Origin of the sequence: Mucilaginibacter hurinus (assembly GCF_003324525.1) — a bacterium.
GTDB lineage: Bacteria > Bacteroidota > Bacteroidia > Sphingobacteriales > Sphingobacteriaceae > Mucilaginibacter > Mucilaginibacter hurinus.
Genome location: NZ_QGDC01000002.1, coordinates 41,493 through 62,941, shown reverse-complemented (window position 1 = coordinate 62,941; position 21,449 = coordinate 41,493). Strand labels below are relative to the sequence as shown.

The following is a 21,449-nucleotide window of genomic DNA, read 5'->3' as shown; positions in this document are numbered from 1 at the left end:
GTTCCGTTAAGATGTTTCAGCATATTTTTATCATAACTCCCGGCTTGCTCAATAATCCCTCACCATTAAACCATCTGCAAACTCACGCAGGTATTGTTTGTGGTCAGCACCAATAGTAATACTATCTAATGCTTCAAATGCTTTTTCGGCATATGTGTTCATTGTATCCTCGGCGTGCTGCTTCACTTGTAAATTGTTATAAAGGGTTTTCACAGCTTCAACTTTTTCAGCAGGATTAAAATTCTTAGCATCTATCAAACTATATAAATCGGAGCTTTCTTTTCCTTCAGCCAACTCAATAGCTTTTATTAATAAAAATGTTTTTTTGTTTGAAATGATGTCCCCTCCTACCTGCTTACCAAATTTTGCAGGGTCGCCATATACATCCAATATATCATCTTGCAATTGAAAGGCTATGCCCAGGTTTACACCAAACTGATAAATATTCTCGGCATTTTGAGCATCAGCGCCGCCAATAAGTGCGCCTATTTTTAAAGCGCCGCCAAGTAATACCGCGGTTTTAAGCCTTATCATGTCGATATACTCATCAATGGTTACTGAGTTATCCTGCTCAAAATTCATGTCAAACTGCTGGCCCTCGCATACACCCTGCGCAGTTTCGTTAAAAACATTCATTACCGTACGCAGTATACGGTCGTCCACCTGCATTATTAATTTATTGGCCTCCACCATCATAACATCTCCCGAGAGGATAGCGATGTTGGAATTCCATTTTTCGTGCACAGTAGTTTTGCCGCGACGGAGCGGGGCATTGTCCATGATGTCATCATGCATCAGCGTGAAGTTATGGAATACCTCGATAGCCAGGGCCGGCTTTATTGCGGCATTTACATCGCCACCAAACATATCGCAGGCAAGCAAAACCAGCGCCGGGCGTAAACGTTTACCGCCAATAGATAGTATGTAACTGATGGGTTCATACAATTCTGCGGGGCGCGCGGGGTAGTTTAGTTGGCTTACGCCATTTACAATAATATCCTGTAATTCGTTGAGTTTCTTCATTTATACCCGGCAAATATAATTACTCCTGCACTAATGAGAAATCTATTTGCTTTTTAGTCAGGTCAACTTGCTTAACACGTATACGCACCTCATCACCGAGGCGATAAATCTTCTTTTTCCGCTGGCCGATTATTGCGTAATTTTTTTCATCAAGCGTATAAAAATCATCACTGATATCCCGTAGGCGTACCATACCTTCGCATTTATTTTCAACTATCTCAACATACATACCCCATTCGGTAACGCCTGAGATGATGCCGTTAAATATATTGCCTACCTGTGCCTGCAAGTACTCCGCTTGCTTATATTTTACCGAGGAGCGTTCGGCATCAGCAGCCTTTTTCTCCATTTGCGAGCTATGTTCACATAACTTTTCGTAATGCTCAGCATTGGCGGATTGACCACCCTCCAGGTAGTGCAGCAGCAACCTGTGCACCATTACATCCGGATACCGACGTATAGGCGATGTAAAGTGAGTATAATGATCAAAGGCTAAACCGTAATGGCTTGTTCCTTTAGTGGTATAGATTGCCTTGGCCATTGAGCGTATGGCCAACTGAGTCAATACGTTCTGTTCCTTTTTCCCCTCAACATCAGCCATCAGATGGTTTAGCGAGCGCGCAACTTCCCTATCGCTTTTGGTATTAACCCTGTAGCCAAATCTTGATGCGAATTGCGCAAAGCTGTTCAACGCGTCGGGCTTAGGCGCATCATGTACCCGGTACACAAAAGTGTATTTATGTTTGCCTTTGCCTTTTTTGCTTACAAATTCCGCTACTTTCCGGTTAGCCAGCAACATAAAATCTTCAATCAGCTTATGGGCGTCCTTGCGTTCTTTTACATAAACACCAACAGGTTTACTGTTCTCGTCCAACTTAAATTTAACCTCGGTAGTTTCAAAGCTGATGGCACCATGCTTAAATTTCCTGTCACGAAGGATGTAGGCCAGTTCATTAAGTTTTAAAATTTCCTCGCTATATTCACCTTCTCCGGCCTCAATAATTTCCTGCACTTCTTCGTAGGTAAAACGCCGGTTTGAGTGTATAACCGTTTTACCGAACCATTCGTTAACGATGTTGGCGTCATTGTCAAGTTCAAATACAGCTGCAAAACACAATTTATCCTCCTTTGGCCTTAATGAGCATAAGCCGTTTGAAAGTCTTTCGGGTAGCATCGGTATTACCCTATCCACCAGATATACAGATGTGCCGCGCTCAAACGCTTCTTTATCCAGCGCTGAGTCAGGTTCTATATAATGCGCAACATCGGCAATATGCACCCCTACCTCGTAATTACCGTTCTCCAGTTTTTTAAACGACAAAGCATCATCAAAATCCTTAGCGTCGAAGGGGTCTATAGTAAAAGTAAGCACATCACGGAAGTCGCGGCGTTTGGCAACTTCGTCATTGGTTATAACCTCATTTATCTGTTCAGCTTCACGCTCAACCTCTTTAGGAAACTGTAGCGGAAAACCATACTCGGCCAGTATAGCGTTCATTTCAGTATCATTTTCACCCTGCTCACCTAAAATGTGCTTTATGCGTCCTACCGGATTTTTGGCGTCCGCCGGCCAGTCGGTAATTTCAGCAACCGCTTTTATACCATTTTTTGCGCCGTTGATTTCATCAAACGGAATAAAAATATCGTGCAGCATTTTGCGGTCATCAGGTATAAAAAAAGCGTACCTGTCAGACATTTTTACAATGCCTGTAAACTCCATTTTACGACGTTGTAATATTTCTATAACCTCGCCTTCCTTATGCTTACCGGTTTTTTTGGCGTATACATACACCTTCACCCGGTCGCCATGCAAGGCCGTACGTAGTTTGCGGGGTGCAACAAAAATATCTGTTTCGTCAGGGTCGTCCGTAACGATAAACGCAGATCCATCGGCAGTCATATCCACCCGGCCCTCAACAAATGTTTTTAACTCTACCACCTGGAACTTGCCCGGCGATACTTGTTTAAGAACATTTCGTTTTGCTTCATCTTTCAATATCTCCAGTACTATTTCCCGTGATTCGGGGTCGTGCACATTAAGTTTTGCAGCTACCTGCTTATGATTTAAAGGCGTATTGCCGTTACGTTCAAATACATCAAGCACCATTTGTGTTAGTACCTGCTTTATGCTGTAGTTATTTTTTTTCTTGCTCACAGTTTATTTATTAGATAGATAGCAAAGGTATATAATTAAAACGCCTAAAAGGTTAAAGTGGTTTTAGCAGCACAACCTGTCATTTCAATAAATAGGTGGCTGCTATAACTTCGCTTACACCGCCGTATGGGGTTGATATCGGAGATTTATTTAGGGATCGCTTCAATAAGCCTTTGGGTATAGGCTTGTTGTGGGTTATTGTAAATATCCTCAGGATAGCCGGTCTCTATTATCTCCCCTTTATTCATGACCATTACCCGGTCAGCTATATGTTTAATAACCGCAAGGTCATGCGATATAAAAATATAAGTTAAATTAAACTCTTCCTGCAACTCACGCAACAGATTGAGCACCTGTGCCTGGACAGATACATCAAGGGCTGAAACTGACTCATCACAAACAATAAATTTGGGTTGCAAAACAAGTGCCCTTGCAATAACAATACGTTGCCGTTGCCCGCCTGAAAATTCGTGCGGGTACCGGTTAAAGTGCTCGGGCAGCAGGTTTACACGCCGAAGCACATCTAATACCTTCTGCTTACGTAGCGAGTCATTGCCATAAAGGTTTTGCACTTTTAACGGCTCCATTAATGATTCACCTACAGTTAGCTTTGGATTCAACGATGAGTAAGGGTCCTGGAAGATTATCTGTATATCCCGCCGTATGCGGCGCATTTCTTTTGCGTTAAGCCCGGTTAATTCAGTACCGCAAAAACTGATAGTACCCGATGTTGGCTCTATAAGCCTCAGAATACTCCGTCCTAATGTTGTTTTGCCGCAACCGGATTCACCCACTAAACCGAGAGTTTCGCCGGGATACACCTCAAAGCTAACATTGTTTACTGCCTTAACTACCGTTTTGGATAAGCTCCAAAAACCGGGCTTTGCCCTGAACGTTTTCGTTAGGTTGTTAATTTTTAATATCGGCGTATTGATATACAACTTGCCACGCCGCTCAGCTACTTCGCGGGGATGGCGTGTATAACGCTGCAAAATTTCTTGGATGGTATGGTTGCTATCTGTAAAATCAGCTATTACCGGTAATCTTTTTAAACTTAAAGCAGGTGACGGACGACAGGCTAATAGCCCTTTAGTGTAAGCGTGCTGCGGGTTATCAAACACCTCTTTAGCATCGCCTTGCTCTACCACCTCACCCTTATACATCACTAACACCCGGTCGGCTACCTGTTTAATCACACCTAAATCATGTGAAATAAATATGAGGCTCATTTGTCGTTCAGCCTTTAATTTTAACAGCAGTTCAATAATATTCTTTTGTACTGTAACATCAAGGGCTGTAGTAGGTTCATCGGCTATAAGCAGGTCCGGATGACATGAGAGAGCCATGGCAATCATTACACGCTGTTTTTGCCCGCCGGATATTTGATGCGGATAGCTGTCAAAAATTGTATCGGGCCGCGGTAGTTGCACCTCGTTAAATAACGAAATAACCTGTTGCCTGGCTTCCTTTCTGCTTAATTTCCGGTGTAAAATAATTGCCTCTGCAACCTGGTATCCACATGTAAGTACAGGATTAAGTGATGTCATGGGTTCCTGAAACACCATGGCAATTTTATTGCCGCGGATATTTCGCATTTGCTCCTCACTCAATTCGCTAAGTGTTGTCTGCCCTAAAACAATCGATCCATTTACAGCCACATGCTTATCGTCCAGTAAACGCATAATAGCCAACGCAGTCACGGATTTACCTGAGCCGGACTCGCCGACAATGCCGATAGTTTCCCCTGTATAAAGTTGAAATGATATTTTTTTTACTGCCTGAAATAAGCCGCTCTGAGTCTTGAAACTGATATCCAGGTCTTTAATTTTCAGCATCCCACAATGGTTATATTCTCCTCCGGCATCAGCGCTTCGCCTCTGAAACGGCGCAGCAATTGCGCAGTGGCTATAACATCTTTCTGGCAATACGTGCAGATGCGGTCAAGGGCATTCTCAACCCAATAAACGTGGCCCACCTGGCTGCCGTCGATATCATCTTTAGGTGTGGGTATATTAAAAATGGCGGTGAGTAAGTTTAAAGATGTATAGCTTTTATAATCACCGAATTTCCAAAGGTCCATTGTATCAAGGTGGTTTACCTCCCAGGGCTTTTTGCCGGTTATTTCCAGTTGGCACGGGTGCTTAACGCCATTGATGAGCATGCGCCGGCACAAGTACGGGAAGTCAAACTCTCTGCCGTTATGAGCGCACAATACCAGGTTGGGCGGCTGACCGGCCAAAAGATTAGCAAAATCTGTTAAAAGCGCCTTTTCATCATGACTGGAGAAAGATTTTACACGTAGGCCCGTATTGGCTCCGCCTGTAAATATGCCCACCGATATACAAACTATCTTGCCAAACTCTGCCCAGATGCCGGCGCGACCGTAAAACTCACCAGGCGTTTCATCTTTCCGTTGGTTTTGTGTTTTTGAATCCCATAACTTTTGCATAGCCGGCGGCAGCTGGCCAAAATCCGCGTACTGCGGCACTGTTTCAATGTCAAGCACCAATATATTACCCAGATCGTACTGTTCCAGCATCCAAATCGTTTTTTTATTGCAAGATAAGCATAGTAGGCGTTATTCTATTTATCCTTGTCCAATACCACAAAATTTATGACGGTGGTATTGCCGTTTCCATCAACCAGGGTAAGCTTATGGTTGCCGGGCGGCGGGTTGAGCGCCATTTGATGAAGGCCATGGCTTTCGCCCATGTATTTATCATCAAGATGCCAGAATATCTTAGCCCCAGCCTCTCGGTGCGCCGCGTTACATATCATTCTGCCCCTACGGCCATCTGCCTCAAGTGGCACGTAAATTTTTGCGCCGTCCCTGGGGTAAATAACCTCCATGGGATTTGTATTGGCCTGCGCGCAATCTGTTCTGAAAGGCGGCAAAACGTGGTATTGATAACTTTTGGCTTTGTAATAATACTCCATAGAGGACGGCAACACAAACCACTTTTTATTAATGATATTTCCCACCGGCTCACAATCTGATGTTACCTGCCACCGGCCATCTGCCGAAAGATGCACAAGCTGATGCCAGGGACAGACTCGTACCTTAAGACCACTCCTCGGCACCCATTCCTCCGTTATGTTCTCGCAGTATTCGCCGGCACGGTAACCGCTTTCGGGACATATACCTATATTCACCATATCACTTACAGGCATATCAAACCAGCGGGCACTGGCAGGTAGTAAACGAAATATATCAAACAACACGGGTGCGGCGCTACTTACCCCGGTTAACCCGGGCCTACCCTCGCCGTCAGTATTACCAACCCATACGCCTACTACATATTTTGGTGTTACGCCAATTGCCCAGCCATCGCGAAAGCCAAAGCTCGTGCCGGTTTTCCAGGCAATGCGCTGCGATGAACTAAACTGCTGCCAAAGCAGTTCTTCGCCTGGTCGCATAACCTCTTCCATTGCCTGAATGGTAAAATAGATGGATGCCGCGTCTATCAATCCACTGTCTTCAAATTCAGGTTCCGGCCGGGCCGTTGTAGTGTAAACGGGTTTACGCAAGTCGCCGGGATTATATTTACCCTTATACTTTGAGTAATTATTAAGTACGCGGGCCATATCGGCGTATGAGCCTGTAAGCTCCCAAAGCGTATTTTCACCGCCGCCCAATATCATGGCCAGGCCGTAGTGATCGGCAGGTTTATTTAGGGTTGTAAAACCGGCCTTATGTAAAAAATCGTAAAATCGCTCATATTTATATTGCTGAAGCATTTTAACAGCGGGCACGTTAAGCGACCGCGCCAAGCCCTTTGATGCAGGTACGGCGCCATCGTAACCCAAATCAAAATTCTCCGGGTGATACCCCGCTATCTGCGTAGGCACATCGGGTATCAAGCTGTTTGGCAGTATAAATCCGTCATTCAGCATGGCAGCGTATAACAGCGGTTTCAACGTACTACCCGGGCTTCGTGGTGCGTTTACAACGTTCACATCACTCTCTAACTGAACATCACCTGGATGAAAAATATTTCCTACATAAGCCAAAGCTGCGCCACTCTCAACATCAAGTACCACCGCAGCAATGTTATTAATATCATTAGCTTTTAATACCTGGTGGTGCCGCTCTAATATTTCGGTTACTTGTTGCTGTAATGTTAGCTTAATAGTAGTAGTTATGCGTGTATCGCCCTCCTGCACACCTCGCTTATGGTCGGTTTTAAAAACCTGCAGCAGGTGCGGCGCCATGCGCGGCAACGGCATTGGCTTATCTGGCACAGGCTCAAGTTTGGCCAACTGAGCGGTAGTGCTGTCAATAACACCTTCCGCTTGCATCTTACTTAACAAACGATTACGCTTTTTAAGCAGTATTACCCGATTTTTGCCCGGGTGCACCAGCGACGGTGCATTTGGCAGTACAGCAAGTGCCGCCATTTCGCCCCAGGATAATTTGTCGGCGCTGCGCCCAAAATACCGCCAGGCGGCAGCGTCAAGCCCTACAACATTACTACCAAACGGGGCATTACCCGCATATAATGCCAGTATTTCATCTTTACTATAGCCAGCTTCAAGGCGCACGGCCATAAATATCTCTTTTACCTTATTCCAGATTGTACGCTTATTATTTGTGGCCAAACGTATTACCTGCATACTAATGGTACTGCCTCCACTGGTAATATGTCCTGAGCTTATGCTTCTTTTTACAGCCCGCCCAAAAGCCAGGGGATCAAAGCCGGGATGATACAAAAAGCGTTTATCCTCAAAGGTAATAATGCACTGTTTAAATTTTTCGGGCACAGTATCGTTATGCGGAAACCGCCACTGCCCGTCCTCTGCAATAGAAGCGCCAAGCAATTGCCCCTGCTCATCATCTATAACATAAGATGTAGGACTTTTAAATAACGGGTTGGGCAGGCAAAAAGCAAATAGCAGGATTAACGCAAGCAACGCCGAAAGCAGAATGATGCTTTGAGGCCTTTTTAGAACTTGCCGAACGTTATTAAACTTAGTCATACCCAAATAAAGCGCCTGAGAGTGATTTAACTGCTTTGGTACGACAATTTAAAGAGAAATCACGAGAATATAATTATACCCAATATTATGCCCACTATCATAATCAGGTATAGCATAATTTCGGTTTTTGCAAAGCGTTTATATTTTGTCCAGAAAGAGTAGTCGGGTTTATTATACGGCATAGGCAAAATTAACTGTTTTAATGCAGGTTACATTAATTTTTGTTTGGATTGGTACAGGTGGCTGCCCTACTCCTGTATATCCTACGATTAAGAGCTACTTACATGTGGTTTTGGTTCCCTACCGCCCTTTCTCAACGTCCCCTTCTCTTTCTACCATTACAGAGCCGCCTCGTGAAAAATATTTGTATAACGAAGGGTCTTTCAGCCTGACGATGATCACTCCTTTCCGCGTACTGGCATGCACCACATACCCATTTTGCAAATAAACTCCTACGTGGCTAAACTGTCTTCCATCAAAGTCAAAAAATACCAGGTCGCCTTCCCTCAATTCATCTTCGTATTTACGCTTAATAAAGTTGATTTGCAAATTCGTAGAGCGGGGCATATTTTCAATATCATACACTTGCTGTTGCAGTGTATATACAAAGCCTGAGCAGTCTACCCCCTCTTTATCGAGACCGCCGTATCTGTACGGTGTACCCAACCAGTCATTTAAAAAACTATAAAGCCTGCCGTTCTTAATTTCTGTCTTCTTTACGCCTAAAAGGGCTGAGTATTTATCTACATCATCCTTGTCAGGCTTTTCCAATACGTAGGGGCCGAGCCTTTTTATCGTAGGTTCAACCGGTTGGCTATATTGGGGCTGATTTGAAGAAGCGTTGGCGGACCCGGGACGTTGTGTTTTTTTTATACTGCTGCACGAATACAACCCGATACACAAAAGCATTAAAAGGCGAGTATATTTTAATTTCATAAAGTAGTTATATGATATACCGTATGACGGAATAAATACTTAAATCGTTACAGATATCCAATTATAAAAATATATTGAACGAACATATCTACAGGATGTTGTTTTTAAACATTTCCACATAATAATATCCCGCAGCTGATATTGCAAGCGGGACGAACGCTGAAGAAGTGAGGTTATCCTTTTATCAGCCGCTGTATTTCATCCAGCTTCATCAGCGCTTCAACAGGTGTAAGGGTGTTTACATCAAGATTGTTCAGCGTGTCGCGTATCTTCACCAATACCGGGTCATCTATTGAGAACATCTGCATTTGCACGGCTTGCTTTTGTACTTTACGTATACTCTCTTTGATATGCTCGCCCCCGGTGCGTTCATGTTCAAGCTTCTTTAGTATTTCATTGGCCCGGCCCAGCACTTTATTAGGCATGCCGGCCAGTTTAGCCACATGTATACCAAAGCTGTGCTCACTGCCACCGGGCACAAGTTTGCGTAAAAAAATTATCTGCTGGCCAACCTCCTTAACCGATACGTTATAGTTTTTAATACGGCTGAAGGAATTACTTAGTTCATTTAGTTCATGGTAGTGCGTTGCAAATAAGGTTTTAGCCCTTGCTAACGGATGGTTATGCAGGTATTCGCCAATAGCCCAGGCTATAGATATGCCATCGTAAGTTGAAGTACCCCGGCCAATTTCGTCAAGCAGTATAAGGCTCCTGTCAGACAGGTTGTTCAATATACTCGCAGTCTCGTTCATTTCCACCATAAAGGTTGATTCGCCCGATGATAAATTATCAGAGGCGCCCACACGCGTAAATATCTTATCCACCAAACCAATTACAGCAGATTTGGCCGGCACAAAGCAACCCATCTGCGCCATAAGCACAATTAAGCCTGTCTGCCTTAGCAAAGCTGATTTACCGGCCATGTTGGGCCCGGTAATTATTATAATTTGCTGCGATTCCGAATCGAGATAAACATCATTGGTTATATAATCTTCGCCAAGCGGCAGTGTTTTTTCTATCACCGGGTGGCGGCCGCCTTTTATATCAATCAAACGGCCATCATTCATCTGCGGTTTTACATAGTGGTTTTTTATGGCTATGTGCGCAAAATTCAACAGTACATCAAGCCGCGCAACCAGCTGCGCGTTCAGCTGTATTGGCTTAATGTATTCGGCAAGCGAATACAACAGGTCATTATATAACTGCGTTTCCAGTGTCAATATCTTCTCCTCGGCGCCAAGTATTTGCTCTTCGTATTCTTTTAATTCGGGCGTAATGTATCGTTCGGCATTTACCAATGTTTGTTTGCGTATCCAATCGGCAGGTACTTTATCCCGGTGCGCGTGCGTAACCTCCAGGTAATATCCAAAAACATTATTAAACGATACTTTAAGCGATGGTATCCCTGTTATTTCGGCTTCGCGCCTCTGAATCTCCAAAAGGTATCCTTTGCCGCCAAACGCTATTTTACGCAGGCGGTCAAGCTCTTCATTTATACCATCATTCATTACCGAACCTTTTACCAGCATAACCGGTGGCTCAGGATGTAATTCCTTTTCAATTTTTTCGCAGATAAGCGTACAGGAATTTAGTTGCGAACCTATGGCTTGTAAAGGCAAGCTACCTGATGCTTCGCTTATCTTTTTTATTTCGCCTATAGCAACAAGGGCCTTCTTAAGCTGGCAAACCTCACGCGGATTAGCTTTTTGCAAACCAATCTTTGAGATCAGCCGTTCCAAGTCGCCAATTTGCCTAAGCTGCTGCTGCAGTGTTTCGCGAAGCTCCTCCTGCTCTATCAGGTATTGTACCACGTTAAGGCGGTCATTTATCGGCTTTAGCTCCTTCAGCGGCATTACAATCCAGCGGCGCAATAACCGGGCGCCCATAGGCGAACATGTGTTATCCAGTACCTCCACCAGTGTGTGTGCGTTTTCGTTAGCTGAGCCAACCAACTCCAGGTTACGTATGCTAAAGCGGTCGAGCCAAAGGTAACGGTCCTCCTCAATCCTGCTTATGGCTGATATATGCTGCAGGTTGCGGTGCTCTGTCTCATTCAGGTAATGCAGGGCAACCCCGGCAGCAATAATGCCCAGCGCCAGTCTGTCAATGCCGAAGCCCTTAAGAGATTTAACGCCGAAATGCTTTAACAAAGTTTCGTGCGCATAATCGCCGCTATAAGGCCATTCATCCAGCGTGTAAGTGTAAAACCGGTCGCCGTAGGTGTTTTTAAAATCGTGTTGACGGCTTTTGGGATAAATTACTTCGCTTGGCGCAAAACTTTGCAGTAGTTTGTCAATATAATCGCTATTGCCCTGTGCGGTTAAAAATTCTCCTGTAGAAATATCTATCAGGGCTATACCGATACTGTTCTTTTCAAAATATAACGATGCCAGGTAGTTATTGCTTTTTTGCTGCAATATATTATCGCTGGTGGCCACGCCCGGGGTAACCAGTTCGGTAACACCGCGCTTAACAATAGTCTTTGTGGTTTTTGGGTCTTCCAGCTGGTCGCAAATGGCCACGCGCTGGCCGGCCCGTACCAGTTTAGGCAAATAGGTTTCTAATGAGTGATGCGGGAAACCAGCAAGCTCAATATGCGTAGCTGCGCCGTTGGCCCTGCGCGTAAGCACTATCCCCAATATGCCAGCAGCCTTTACAGCATCCTCGCCAAATGTTTCATAAAAATCTCCAACGCGAAACAGCAGCAATGCGCCAGGGTACTTTGCTTTTATAGCGTTGTACTGCTGCATCAGTGGTGTTTCTTTAGTGGTAGTCTTTGCCAAAATTTATGCTTACTTAACCCGGTAAAGTTAGCTGCTTAGGCTGATTAAAACGGTGTTGTTGAAAAATGCCCGGTTTGTTAATAAACTAAAAAATTTGATCTTTTAAAATTTACAAGCGCTTCTTAAAAATAAACACTAACTTTGTAAAAAAAAGTACTTTTACATTGAAATTAGACATTACATATTTCCTACTATTTATATTGCTACTGGTTACAGAAGCTATAATAGCGCTGTTTTTAAACGATGGCTTCATACGCCCCTATGCCGGCGATTTCCTGGTGGTGATGCTGATGTATTGTTTTGCGAAAAGCTTTGCAGCAACACCTTTGCTTCCAACCGCAATAGGTGTTCTCCTACTAGCATATCTTATCGAACTGTCGCAATTTTTTCACCTCGCGCGGTTGCTGGGTGTACAACATTCAACCATCGCTCAACTGCTTATAGGGCAAGCATTTTCATGGATTGATATGGTGGCGTATACGTTAGGCGTAATAACTATTATAATTATTGAAAAACTAAGGTTAAAATCATGAATACGGAATATTTTGTCAATAAACACTCGATAGTAAGAAAGATATGGGGCAAGGCCGACACGGTTCTGTTTATTTTTGCGGGCTCTGCGGCCGAATTCGCCTTAAACAAGGCGGTGGACTGGCTGTACTATACCGGCCGTTTACCGGCTGATCCGCTTGACCGTCTATTCTCTACTGTAGCTTACTCACGCACTATTTTATTTGCCGATAAACAAACCGCTTTACAAGCGATAACAAAAATTACCGCTATACATAAAGGCATTGAGCAAAACCGTGGCACAAATATTCCAGACTGGGCTTACCGGGATGTTTTATTTATGCTCATAGATTACTCTATACGCTCCTTTGAACTACTGGAACGAAAACTAACAGCCGGGGAAAAAGAAGAAGTATTTGCGGTATTCCACCGCATGGGCATCTATATGGGACTTAACGGCTTACCTGCTGATTATGCGGAGTGGCTAATTATGCGCAAAGCCCATTTACATGACAATCTGCTGCGCACCAATTTAACAGACGATCTTTACAGACAATATAAAAAACACCTGGGCTGGCAGCGGTATAACATATTGTTGCTGGTGCAGGCCGTGCTGGTTCCGCGCGTAGTTAACCGGCAGCTAAACTTGGGCCGGGGGCTGGCGTTACTGCCCATACTAAGTATATATAAATTAATAAGGGCCGTAAAAATAGCTGTTGTAGTTAAGGAAGCACTGCTGCCGCGTAAATATAAAGCACAGATAACGCAAATGGATATCGCTGTATGAACCCTAATTATCGGTTTTGATTTAATATATTTGGGCATATTCATATAGTATTAATAACCTAATGCAATCGCAGCCTGTATATATTGTTACCCCATGCTTTAACGAGAATACCACTTTACTTAAATTTTTGGCCGCTCTTAATCCTGTGCTGCAATCTGCAGGCAGGCAGTTCGTAGTGATTGTGGTGGACGATGCATCTAACGACGCTACGATGGAAATGCTGGAGAATTTTAGTTTTTCCGCGGCTAATGTTGAGCTCAGTATCATCACGCTCAAATATAATCATGGCCACCAGGGGGCCATATATCAGGGTTTATTGTACGCCAACAGCCTCAACGCTCAACAGGTAATAGTTATGGATTCGGACGGAGAAGATGACCCGGAGGCCATACCGCAACTACTTGACACGAAATACGACAATGCCGATATTATCAACGTATCGCGCGGAAAACGTAACGAAAAGCTATCCTTTCGCTTGTTTTACAAAGTTTATAAACTGATATTTTACGTCATTACCGGTAGCCGGCTTGACTATGGTAACTTTTGCCGTATTAATAAAAAGGTACTGGAATGTACGGCTGACCTTTCCTTCACCCACTTTGCAGCACACCTGTCAAAACAAAAGGTAAAACGGGCACGGATTGTATCTGACAGAAAGCCGCGACTGGATGGAAAATCGAAAATGAAGTTAAAAAACCTGATACATCATGCATTTCGTTCGTTTGTTGAGTATGCTGAAGAGTTGCTGATGGTTTTTTTAAAGCTATTTATCATTTTGGCTTTCGCGACAATATTGGTGGTGCTTTATATCGTTTACCAAAAGCTTTTTACTGACAACGCTATTTTAGGTTGGGCAAGCACGCTATCAACAACTTTGATAGGTATAGCTATTATGTGCCTGGGCTTCTTTGTAATCGGCATACTGCTGCTTAATCTGATGTCAAAAAACAACGTTAAGGGCCGGGAAGCTTCCTATATTGTGATCAAGTAGCTATCTCAATTTAAATACCGAGATAATTTTTACGCCATCTACCGATATACTGTAAACTTCTTTAGATATATTTATCGGGCCGGTTCGTTTTCTATAATTGGTGATAAACCATCTGGCCTCGGCCTGCACTTTAGTGAGTGCAATACGCGGCATTTCCTCTGGGAACATATGCACATTCATACGAACGGGCTGGCTAACAATATCATTTACCAGCAATATGCTTACTATTTTACTTTTATCGTGCTTCAATACATACTGCAAAGCCTGGTAATAAGATAAGCCCCAATAATCCTTCTCAAAATTTTTCTGTATGCTTTTTGCAGGCAGAAAGCTAAAGTACATATCCTGAAAAGGATGATTCCGCACCATAAAAGCTGCGGTTACGGCCATGGAGACAGTCAGAACTCCGGTTAAAACCAGCTTAGCTGCTTTCAAGTTAATCGCCCGGTAAAGATTTACAAAACCAGCTAAGGCTATCATAACAAATGCCGGGTATACAAAATATACCTGTCGCCACGCATCATATACTACTGATTTTAACACAATGATAGCCAGTAACGGGCCAAAAAACAGCATCAGCATAACTATGTCGATACGCTCTGCATCGTTTTTATATAGGGCAAATTTATTACTGATGACCTGTTTGATCAGGTAGTAACAGCCAACTACGAATAACAAAGTATAAACCACCGGCGTGCTTATAACTATCCACACCGGCAGATAATACCAGGGCAGTTGTGTTGCTGGTATATTTTGGCCCATAAACAGCACACTGTCCTTCCACCTGAAATGGCTCATGTTGGCAAACGCCTGGATAAAATTACGCAGCGGGCTGCTCCATAAATATGGCCAAAATATAACAACGAAGCTGGCAGCCAGCAATAAGTACACTATAAGGGGCACCATCCAGCGGCGTAACTCGGTTTTGACGTTACCAGCCTTTAATAAATCTAATGCTATCAAAAACAAGGTGAGTAACGGCACTATTATTCCCATAATCCGTACATCAATGGCGGCAGCACAGGCGAGCGCATGCCAAATGGCCGCACCCGGTGTTTTCAAACGTAAAAACCTGAACATGGTGTATACGCTCATAAACATTACCGCCATAAACACAATATCTTTAGAATTATAAAACGACTGGCCGAATATGCGGGGGCTTACAATAAGTACCAGGCTGCCAAGTAAGCCCAACATCCAGTTATAACGTTGTGCACAAAGCCGGTAAAAAAATACTACGCTGGTAAAAAACACTAAAAAGGTAATTAAATGCCTAAACTGCACTACATTGCGCTGGTTAGTAATGCGTAAGGCGTTTTGCATAACAGTTACCGGCAGATCAAAAAATACACCGTAGTCTTTATCCCTGTATTGCTCAAGCGGTGGTATGCCTCCCAGGTATTTGGCGGCGAGACCCGGCGATACTTTTTTTACAACATGAGCAAGACTTACATAACCGTTTTGGTAGTTCATAAACTCGTCATATGATATGCCGTAATCGCGGTAAATGGAAATGCCAAGCAATAGCAGTAAGCAGAAAAAAGTTAAAACAATAGCCCGTGACTGCTTCTGCAACGTTGCGTAAGTTTTAGGGAAATAACTTTTTAATACAGTATCAGCCGGACCATTATCAGCCATAAATTATAATTTGACGAGGTTGAAGTGCACATGGGTTTATAAGGGCAAGAATACCAAAAAAATATCAAAAAGAGTTCAACCCTTTTAAATGCTGCAACACGCAGTAAGCTTTTTAAAAAACGGGATATTTTTTACATCTTCACGCCTCTTAAAACTAATACACATGATAGACGTAAATGAATATTTCGCCGGAGCCGTAAAATCAATGGGTTATACTTCTGCGGAAGGCAAGTCAACCATAGGCGTTATACAACCCGGTGAATACGAGTTCGATACATCGCAACACGAAACCATGAAAATTATTGAAGGTGAGTTGCATGTACTGTTGCCGGGCGATGGCCAGACATGGCAACCGTTCACTAACGGCCAGTCTTTTGAAGTGGAAGCAAACAAAGTATTCAGGGTTAAAGCAACCAAACCTGTATCGTATTTATGTAAATACAGGTAAAGTGTTAAATAAAGCGGTTGTCGGCATCAACCATAACCGCTTTATTATAACCAGTCTATTTTGCTAAACGCGACGTTTACTTGCAGCTAACTTCGGTGAACGTAACGGTATAGCCAGCAGATATATCTGTTTGCTGGCGGCCACTTGCTGTATTTACTACTAAAGGTTTTTGAGCCAGCTTGTCACCACTTACATCAAACTCAACAGCCAGCGAATCAGCCATGCCCTCCTGCATAAAGCGCCATACCGCTTTAATTGTATTGCCTTCCCGGGTTCCTTCAAGAGTGCCGCTCCTGCTGTCTTTTTCCATTGGCAGCCATTCCATCTCTCCTGTTACCTTATTGTCTTTTATAATAAGATGCACCTTAGTGCTGTCCTGCGCGGCAGTACCGTCTGTATGCAGATAGCAATTGTCAAGTAATCCGTTTGTATTTACTGCGGCCGTATCATTTGTGTGCTGTATTGCAAGGCTATCTGAATCGCTGCCATTTTTGTTTGAGTTGCAGGCTACAAAAATCACTGTACCCAAACATACCATTAAAATTGTCTTCTTCATTAAGGTAAGACAAACGGGCGCAAAAAAGGTTCTTAAAATACAGAGCGAATTCGGGCACGATTATAGCTTATCATTAACCTATAACAATCAAAATAAACATTGACTATGAAAAAAGTAAGTTTAATAGCGTTAGCCATATCAGCCGTTTGTACAGCAGGCTACGCAACATCTGCTGAAAAGCACATGGCCTTAAATAATAGTGATATTTTAAAAACGGACACCGTACCGGGCAAACAGAACCCGTCGCGGTCAAATAAAACAGTGCCGGGTACGGTGGCGCCAACAACGGTTACACCGGCACCAACCACAAACCCGGTAAACCCGGCCAATCCAACCGCACCGGCCACGAGCCCTAACGTTGTTGCACCGGGCACCACAGCACCGGTTGTTAATCCGCCGGCTACCAACCCTGCGGTTACGCCAAACCCTGCAAACCCGTCACCAACGCAAGCTTCGCCGTCGGCAGTGCCTAATACCACCACGAGCCCTGTTGTTCCGGCACCTTCATCAACCAGTCCGACACCGGTTACTCCTACTCCGGCAACGCCGCCGAGATAGTTTAACCCGGTTAAAATAAGCTTAAAGCATGCCATGTGCACAGTTGCGCATGGCATGCTTTGTTAAAAATAATACAGGTGTAGCACCGTTTTTCACGCTAAAGCTAAAAAAATGTGAAAAATGGCCAATTTGTGTATAAAATGTGCTTAAATATTTTGGGTTTGTTAAGTACAATAATTTATGTTTGCTAAAACAAATAATTCCCGCAAGGGCTTTTACTTAACAAAACAATTAAAAATCTAATTATGGCAACAGCTAATGCAGGCGGTATTACCGCTTACTCAGTGAAAACAAAGACCAAAAATGTTCCTATTATTGATCCGGTTATTGATGTTAAAGCCGGCAGGTATATTGCAACCGGTGTAGACAAAGACGGTAATAAACTTGCAGCAATCTTAGGAAAAGCTAAGGCTGAAGAGCATGTAAAAAGCGGTGCCGCAAAAAAAGGCTCTGGCTGGTAGTAATTGCCACCCTATTATACAAAAGTCCCCCCGTTATTAAAACGGGGGGACTTTTGTATTTAATACCCCTGCTGCTTCAACTAACCGGCGCAGCAGGGGGTAAAATTATTATATACCTATTAATGCATAAGGTATTCTTACGGCTTTAGCTCTGTAATCGTTAGGGTCCATTGAACCATCCGGATTTGAGCAGGCAGGCAAACAGGTAGCGTTGGTACCGTCATTTTTACCATAAAAATTCACACAATATGTAAATACCATTTCGCTATTGCTGCTAAATTGCGGATGTATAGCTGGTGCATAATAAGTAGGCGTATGACCTTGCTTATAATCAGGCAGCGAATAAACTTTCTTTTGCGCAGACCATCCTGTTTTTGGATCACTGCTGAAACGGGTGTAAACGTCGCGCTGGGTAATATCGCAACCAAAACCAAAGTCCATGCTGGCGATAACAAACTTGTTATTCACTTTCGCTACCCAGAAACCGCCCCACGGCAACCCGGTTATTATAGCCGCTCCGGCTGCAGTAGATGGCGAGGCCGCCCATGAAGTACCATTCCAGAACGTCCAGGTAGTTGGGCTGCTTTGCAGGAATCGTGCAACATACACATCGCCGGCACCCCATCCGCTACCATTGCCATATACATAAACATAACCATCAGTATGTTTTACCATACCGTGCATATAGCGTATAGCGGTTTGGCCGCTCATGGCAGGCGTACTTAAGCGTGTTACCGTATATGTAGGCAGGCTACCCAGGTTAATATCATAGATAGCTCCGGCAGTAACTGATAATCCGTTACCTTCATCAGCATAGATATAAACGTGACTTCCGATTTCAACACCGCCGCTTGGCCAGGTCCATTGCGTACCGCTTTGTATAGGGAAAAACTGGTTACCGTGCGCAGCTGTGGTAATATTTACTGTAGAGGCGGGGTTCCAGTTCCAGTTGCCACCACTTTGCGCAGGCTGTATCAGGTTACTCGAGCGTAAAGCTATAGGCTGATGCTCGCCGCCAAGGCAATTTGTGGTACCATTGGAGTTGATACTATTCCAGTAAGTATCATTTGTTGGCCACATTACTTTTCCGTTATTAGCACCATAAGTCATCGGTACTGAAAATACGCCATCAAAAGCGGTTGAGCCGCTGGTGCGTTTAAAAAAGTTAGTAATCGCCTCATCACGGTAGCTGTCGCGGGCCAGCAAGTTAATTTTCCACCACTGGGTAGCGTTGTTTACGTAAGTACGCTGAGTAATGGCAGTTCCATTAGTTGTTGAACCAGCTTCGTTGGTAATGGCCAGGCCGGTAGCGCGGTTAATTATACGGTAATTGGTACCGCTAACTAATATAATTTGCCATTGCTGGGCGTTATCATTAAGCCAAGGATATTGTTCGAGAGTTAAACCTTGTATGCTAAATCCGCCGGGTACGGCAAGGGTTTGTCCGCTAAACAGGTTTTGTATCCTGTAATAACCTGTACCCAGATCTATAATGTTCCATTCTTGCCAGCGGTCGGGCGTAGTGGCAGGTGTCCACTGCTGCAACAACCTGCTTGGGTCCATTTTATGGCCCTGGTTAAGTGTGCCGCCAACTTCAATGGCCTTGTTGCTGCCTGCGTTGGTAATAGTGTAAGTGTTAAAGGCGCCTGTAAGGGCCGAACCGCGCAAATTAGGTGAATTTTGCTCGGTTTTTAAAGATTCATTTTTTTTGCAGCCTTGCATCACCAGCAGTGATGCTGCAGCCGCGAGTACTAATACTTCTTTTCTCATGGTTTGGTAGTTAATTTAGATTATTTTTTGGTGGTTAGTTACTTGATAATGAAAAGCGGTTAGTACAAAAAAAGCCCCTGTTATTAAACGCAACAGGGGCTTGGGTGTTTATATGCCAATTAATGCGTACGGTATTCTAACAGCTTTTGCACGATAGTCATTAGGATCCATCGTTCCGTCGGCATTTGAACATGACGTTAGGCAATTGTCATAAAAATTTATACAATAGGTAAATACCATCTCATCGTTACTACTAAATTGAGGGTGAATGGCCGGAGCGTAGTACACCGGCATGTGGCCCTGCTTGTAATCTGGTAACGAATAAACTTTCTTTTGAGCAGACCATCCAGATTTTGGATCACTACTGAAACGGGTATATACATCGCGTTGTGCAATATCACAACCAAAACCGAAATCCATGCTGGCGATAACAAATTTATTATTCACTTTCGCTACCCAGATACCGCCCCATGGCAAACCGGTTAAAATTGCAGCTCCTGCAGCAGTAGATGGTGATGCCGCCCATGATGAGCCGTTCCAGAATGTCCAGGTAGTCGGGCTGCTTTGCAGAAATCTTGCTACATATACATCGCCTGAACCAAATCCGCTTCCGTTGCCATATATATATACGTAACCATCGGTATGTTTTACCATACCATGCATATAACGTATAGCTGTTTGGCCGCTCATTGCCGGGGTACTTAAGCGTGTTACCGTATATGTAGGCAGGCTACCAAGGTTAATATCATATATGCCTGCGCTGGTAGGGCTTAATCCATTGCCCTCGTCGGCATAGATATATACATGGCTGCCGATTTCAACACCGCCGCTTGGCCATGTCCAACCGGTTCCGGGTTGTATCGGGAAGAACTGTATACCGTTTGATGATGACGAAATATTGCTGGTGCTGCCGGGTGTAAAATTCCACACCCCGCCAACCGGTGCGGCCTGTACAAGATTGCTGCTGCGATAAGCTATCGGGAAGTTCCCCGGCCCCAGGCATGGCGCATTCCCTGCCCCGTTAAGCCCATTGTACCAGGTATCATTAGTAGGCCACATTACTTTACCGTTATTGGCACCATAAGTCATTGGTACTGAAAATACTCCGTCAAAGGCTACTGAGCCACTGGTGCGTTTAAAAAAATTGGTTAACTCATTATCCCGGTAACTATCACGGGCAAATAAGTTAAACTGCCAATATTGGGTGTTGTTGTTAACAAAGGTACGCTGTGTAATAGCTGTTCCGTTTGATGTTGAGCCTCCCTCATTAGTTACTGCCAGGCCATTGCCCCTGTTAATAATTTTGTAGTTTGAGCCGCTAACCAGGGTAATTTGCCATTGTTGCGCGTTGCTGCCGTTCCAATCGTATTGCTGCAATTGCAAACCCTGTGTGGTTGAGCTCCCGGGCACATCAAGTACTTTACCGCTAAATAAGTTAACTATTTTGTAATAGCCGGTACCCAAGGATACAACGTTCCATTTCTGCCATCTGTCCGGTGTGGTTGCCGATGCACCCCATTGTTCTATTTTGGTTGAGTTATTTTGTTTTAAACCCTGGTTTAACCACCCGCCGACTTCCAGATGCTTTGCGCTGCCGGCATTAGCGATAGTGTACGTGTTGTAGGTGCCTGTTAACGCGGTGCTGCGCAAACTCGGTGTAACTGAAGGCCCGGTTTTTAGTGGTTCGGATTTTTTACAGCTCTGTACAGCCAATAACGCGCTGACAGCCAGGCATAGTACTGATGTAGTTTTCATAATAAAAACAATTAGTTAGGTTATAATAGTGATTGGTTACTAAGTTTTACAAAAACATCACCCGTATCTGCACCATTGCAGTTGGTTCCGCACTAAAACAC

The 21,449-nt window shown here is 44.0% G+C and carries 18 protein-coding genes; 5 read left to right on the top strand and 13 right to left on the bottom strand.

The window, feature by feature from the left end; all coding sequences use genetic code 11:
* Nucleotides 1-48 precede the first annotated feature (48 nt).
* From DJ568_RS03490 to mutS, 8 genes are all read right to left on the bottom strand, one after another.
* Complete coding sequence (locus DJ568_RS03490; protein WP_114003866.1) at nucleotides 49-1,023, bottom strand: polyprenyl synthetase family protein; 975 nt, start codon at nucleotides 1,021-1,023, stop codon at nucleotides 49-51.
* 19 nt (nucleotides 1,024-1,042) lie between these two features.
* The gene (gene rnr / locus DJ568_RS03485) at nucleotides 1,043-3,130 is read right to left on the bottom strand and encodes a ribonuclease R (RefSeq protein WP_114004283.1); all 2,088 of its coding nucleotides are present in this window, start codon (nucleotides 3,128-3,130) and stop codon (nucleotides 1,043-1,045) included.
* Nucleotides 3,131-3,324: 194 nt separating this feature from the next.
* The gene (locus DJ568_RS03480; protein ID WP_114003865.1) at nucleotides 3,325-5,013 is read right to left on the bottom strand and encodes an ABC transporter ATP-binding protein; all 1,689 of its coding nucleotides are present in this window, start codon (nucleotides 5,011-5,013) and stop codon (nucleotides 3,325-3,327) included.
* Entirely contained in the window at nucleotides 5,007-5,717 is a 711-nt protein-coding gene (locus DJ568_RS03475; RefSeq protein WP_114003864.1) for a 3'-5' exonuclease, read from the bottom strand. The genes DJ568_RS03480 and DJ568_RS03475 overlap by 7 nt, the downstream gene beginning before the upstream one ends.
* Nucleotides 5,718-5,761: 44 nt before the next feature.
* The gene (gene pbpC, locus DJ568_RS03470) at nucleotides 5,762-8,155 is read right to left on the bottom strand and encodes a penicillin-binding protein 1C (RefSeq protein ID WP_114003863.1); all 2,394 of its coding nucleotides are present in this window, start codon (nucleotides 8,153-8,155) and stop codon (nucleotides 5,762-5,764) included.
* Between the two features lie 59 nt (nucleotides 8,156-8,214).
* On the bottom strand, nucleotides 8,215-8,337 hold the full coding sequence (locus DJ568_RS17510) for a hypothetical protein (protein ID WP_262510661.1): 123 nt from the start codon (nucleotides 8,335-8,337) through the stop codon (nucleotides 8,215-8,217).
* Between the two features lie 118 nt (nucleotides 8,338-8,455).
* Entirely contained in the window at nucleotides 8,456-9,091 is a 636-nt protein-coding gene (locus tag DJ568_RS03465; protein WP_233496618.1) for a C40 family peptidase, read from the bottom strand.
* Nucleotides 9,092-9,264: 173 nt separating this feature from the next.
* On the bottom strand, nucleotides 9,265-11,874 hold the full coding sequence (gene mutS, locus DJ568_RS03460) for a DNA mismatch repair protein MutS (protein ID WP_114003862.1): 2,610 nt from the start codon (nucleotides 11,872-11,874) through the stop codon (nucleotides 9,265-9,267).
* 164 nt (nucleotides 11,875-12,038) lie between these two features.
* Between mutS and DJ568_RS03455 the strand changes: the two genes are divergently transcribed.
* From DJ568_RS03455 to DJ568_RS03445, 3 genes are all read left to right on the top strand, one after another.
* Nucleotides 12,039-12,407, top strand: coding sequence for a ribosomal maturation YjgA family protein (locus DJ568_RS03455; RefSeq protein WP_114003861.1), 369 nt, complete (start codon nucleotides 12,039-12,041; stop codon nucleotides 12,405-12,407).
* The gene (locus tag DJ568_RS03450; protein WP_114003860.1) at nucleotides 12,404-13,171 is read left to right on the top strand and encodes an oxygenase MpaB family protein; all 768 of its coding nucleotides are present in this window, start codon (nucleotides 12,404-12,406) and stop codon (nucleotides 13,169-13,171) included. Before DJ568_RS03455 ends, DJ568_RS03450 begins: the two co-directional genes overlap by 4 nt.
* A 61-nt stretch (nucleotides 13,172-13,232) precedes the next feature.
* Nucleotides 13,233-14,162 carry a glycosyltransferase gene (locus DJ568_RS03445; RefSeq protein WP_114003859.1) on the top strand — a complete coding sequence of 310 codons (930 nt, stop codon included), beginning with the start codon at nucleotides 13,233-13,235 and terminating at the stop codon, nucleotides 14,160-14,162.
* Here DJ568_RS03445 and DJ568_RS03440 read toward each other — a convergent pair whose 3' ends face one another.
* Nucleotides 14,163-15,800 carry an ArnT family glycosyltransferase gene (locus DJ568_RS03440; RefSeq protein WP_114003858.1) on the bottom strand — a complete coding sequence of 546 codons (1,638 nt, stop codon included), beginning with the start codon at nucleotides 15,798-15,800 and terminating at the stop codon, nucleotides 14,163-14,165.
* A gap of 163 nt (nucleotides 15,801-15,963) precedes the next feature.
* Between DJ568_RS03440 and ppnP the strand changes: the two genes are divergently transcribed.
* Complete coding sequence (gene ppnP, locus DJ568_RS03435; RefSeq protein ID WP_114003857.1) at nucleotides 15,964-16,248, top strand: pyrimidine/purine nucleoside phosphorylase; 285 nt, start codon at nucleotides 15,964-15,966, stop codon at nucleotides 16,246-16,248.
* A gap of 76 nt (nucleotides 16,249-16,324) precedes the next feature.
* Here ppnP and DJ568_RS03430 read toward each other — a convergent pair whose 3' ends face one another.
* Both DJ568_RS03430 and DJ568_RS03425 read right to left on the bottom strand, forming a co-directional pair.
* Nucleotides 16,325-16,804, bottom strand: a complete 480-nt coding sequence (locus DJ568_RS03430) for a hypothetical protein (RefSeq protein ID WP_147238709.1) — start codon at nucleotides 16,802-16,804, stop codon at nucleotides 16,325-16,327.
* 158 nt (nucleotides 16,805-16,962) lie between these two features.
* Nucleotides 16,963-17,418, bottom strand: a complete 456-nt coding sequence (locus DJ568_RS03425; protein WP_147238708.1) for a hypothetical protein — start codon at nucleotides 17,416-17,418, stop codon at nucleotides 16,963-16,965.
* Nucleotides 17,419-17,607: 189 nt separating this feature from the next.
* On the opposite strand from DJ568_RS03425, the gene DJ568_RS03420 reads away from it, so the two are divergent.
* Nucleotides 17,608-17,823: a hypothetical protein gene (locus DJ568_RS03420; protein WP_114003854.1), complete on the top strand. Its 216-nt coding sequence runs from the start codon at nucleotides 17,608-17,610 to the stop codon at nucleotides 17,821-17,823.
* A 108-nt stretch (nucleotides 17,824-17,931) separates the two neighbouring features.
* Here DJ568_RS03420 and DJ568_RS03415 read toward each other — a convergent pair whose 3' ends face one another.
* Entirely contained in the window at nucleotides 17,932-19,593 is a 1,662-nt protein-coding gene (locus DJ568_RS03415) for an RICIN domain-containing protein (RefSeq protein ID WP_114003853.1), read from the bottom strand.
* Between the two features lie 108 nt (nucleotides 19,594-19,701).
* Nucleotides 19,702-21,348, bottom strand: a complete 1,647-nt coding sequence (locus tag DJ568_RS03410) for an RICIN domain-containing protein (RefSeq protein WP_114003852.1) — start codon at nucleotides 21,346-21,348, stop codon at nucleotides 19,702-19,704.
* Nucleotides 21,349-21,449 lie beyond the last annotated feature (101 nt).

What these genes read in the sequence shown, in the direction of transcription:
- DJ568_RS03490 (WP_114003866.1), bottom strand. Translation starts at nt 1,023, where the DNA reads ATGAAGAAACTCAACGAATTACAGGATATTATTGTAAATGGCGTAAGC.
- rnr (WP_114004283.1), bottom strand. Translation starts at nt 3,130, where the DNA reads ATGGTGCTTGATGTATTTGAACGTAACGGCAATACGCCTTTAAATCAT.
- DJ568_RS03480 (WP_114003865.1), bottom strand. Translation starts at nt 5,013, where the DNA reads ATGCTGAAAATTAAAGACCTGGATATCAGTTTCAAGACTCAGAGCGGC.
- DJ568_RS03475 (WP_114003864.1), bottom strand. Translation starts at nt 5,717, where the DNA reads ATGCTGGAACAGTACGATCTGGGTAATATATTGGTGCTTGACATTGAA.
- pbpC (WP_114003863.1), bottom strand. Translation starts at nt 8,155, where the DNA reads ATGACTAAGTTTAATAACGTTCGGCAAGTTCTAAAAAGGCCTCAAAGC.
- DJ568_RS17510 (WP_262510661.1), bottom strand. Translation starts at nt 8,337, where the DNA reads ATGCCGTATAATAAACCCGACTACTCTTTCTGGACAAAATATAAACGC.
- DJ568_RS03465 (WP_233496618.1), bottom strand. Translation starts at nt 9,091, where the DNA reads ATGAAATTAAAATATACTCGCCTTTTAATGCTTTTGTGTATCGGGTTG.
- DJ568_RS03450 (WP_114003860.1), top strand. Translation starts at nt 12,404, where the DNA reads ATGAATACGGAATATTTTGTCAATAAACACTCGATAGTAAGAAAGATA.
- DJ568_RS03445 (WP_114003859.1), top strand. Translation starts at nt 13,233, where the DNA reads ATGCAATCGCAGCCTGTATATATTGTTACCCCATGCTTTAACGAGAAT.
- DJ568_RS03440 (WP_114003858.1), bottom strand. Translation starts at nt 15,800, where the DNA reads ATGGCTGATAATGGTCCGGCTGATACTGTATTAAAAAGTTATTTCCCT.
- ppnP (WP_114003857.1), top strand. Translation starts at nt 15,964, where the DNA reads ATGATAGACGTAAATGAATATTTCGCCGGAGCCGTAAAATCAATGGGT.
- DJ568_RS03430 (WP_147238709.1), bottom strand. Translation starts at nt 16,804, where the DNA reads ATGAAGAAGACAATTTTAATGGTATGTTTGGGTACAGTGATTTTTGTA.
- DJ568_RS03425 (WP_147238708.1), bottom strand. Translation starts at nt 17,418, where the DNA reads ATGCCATGCGCAACTGTGCACATGGCATGCTTTAAGCTTATTTTAACC.
- DJ568_RS03420 (WP_114003854.1), top strand. Translation starts at nt 17,608, where the DNA reads ATGGCAACAGCTAATGCAGGCGGTATTACCGCTTACTCAGTGAAAACA.
- DJ568_RS03415 (WP_114003853.1), bottom strand. Translation starts at nt 19,593, where the DNA reads ATGAGAAAAGAAGTATTAGTACTCGCGGCTGCAGCATCACTGCTGGTG.
- DJ568_RS03410 (WP_114003852.1), bottom strand. Translation starts at nt 21,348, where the DNA reads ATGAAAACTACATCAGTACTATGCCTGGCTGTCAGCGCGTTATTGGCT.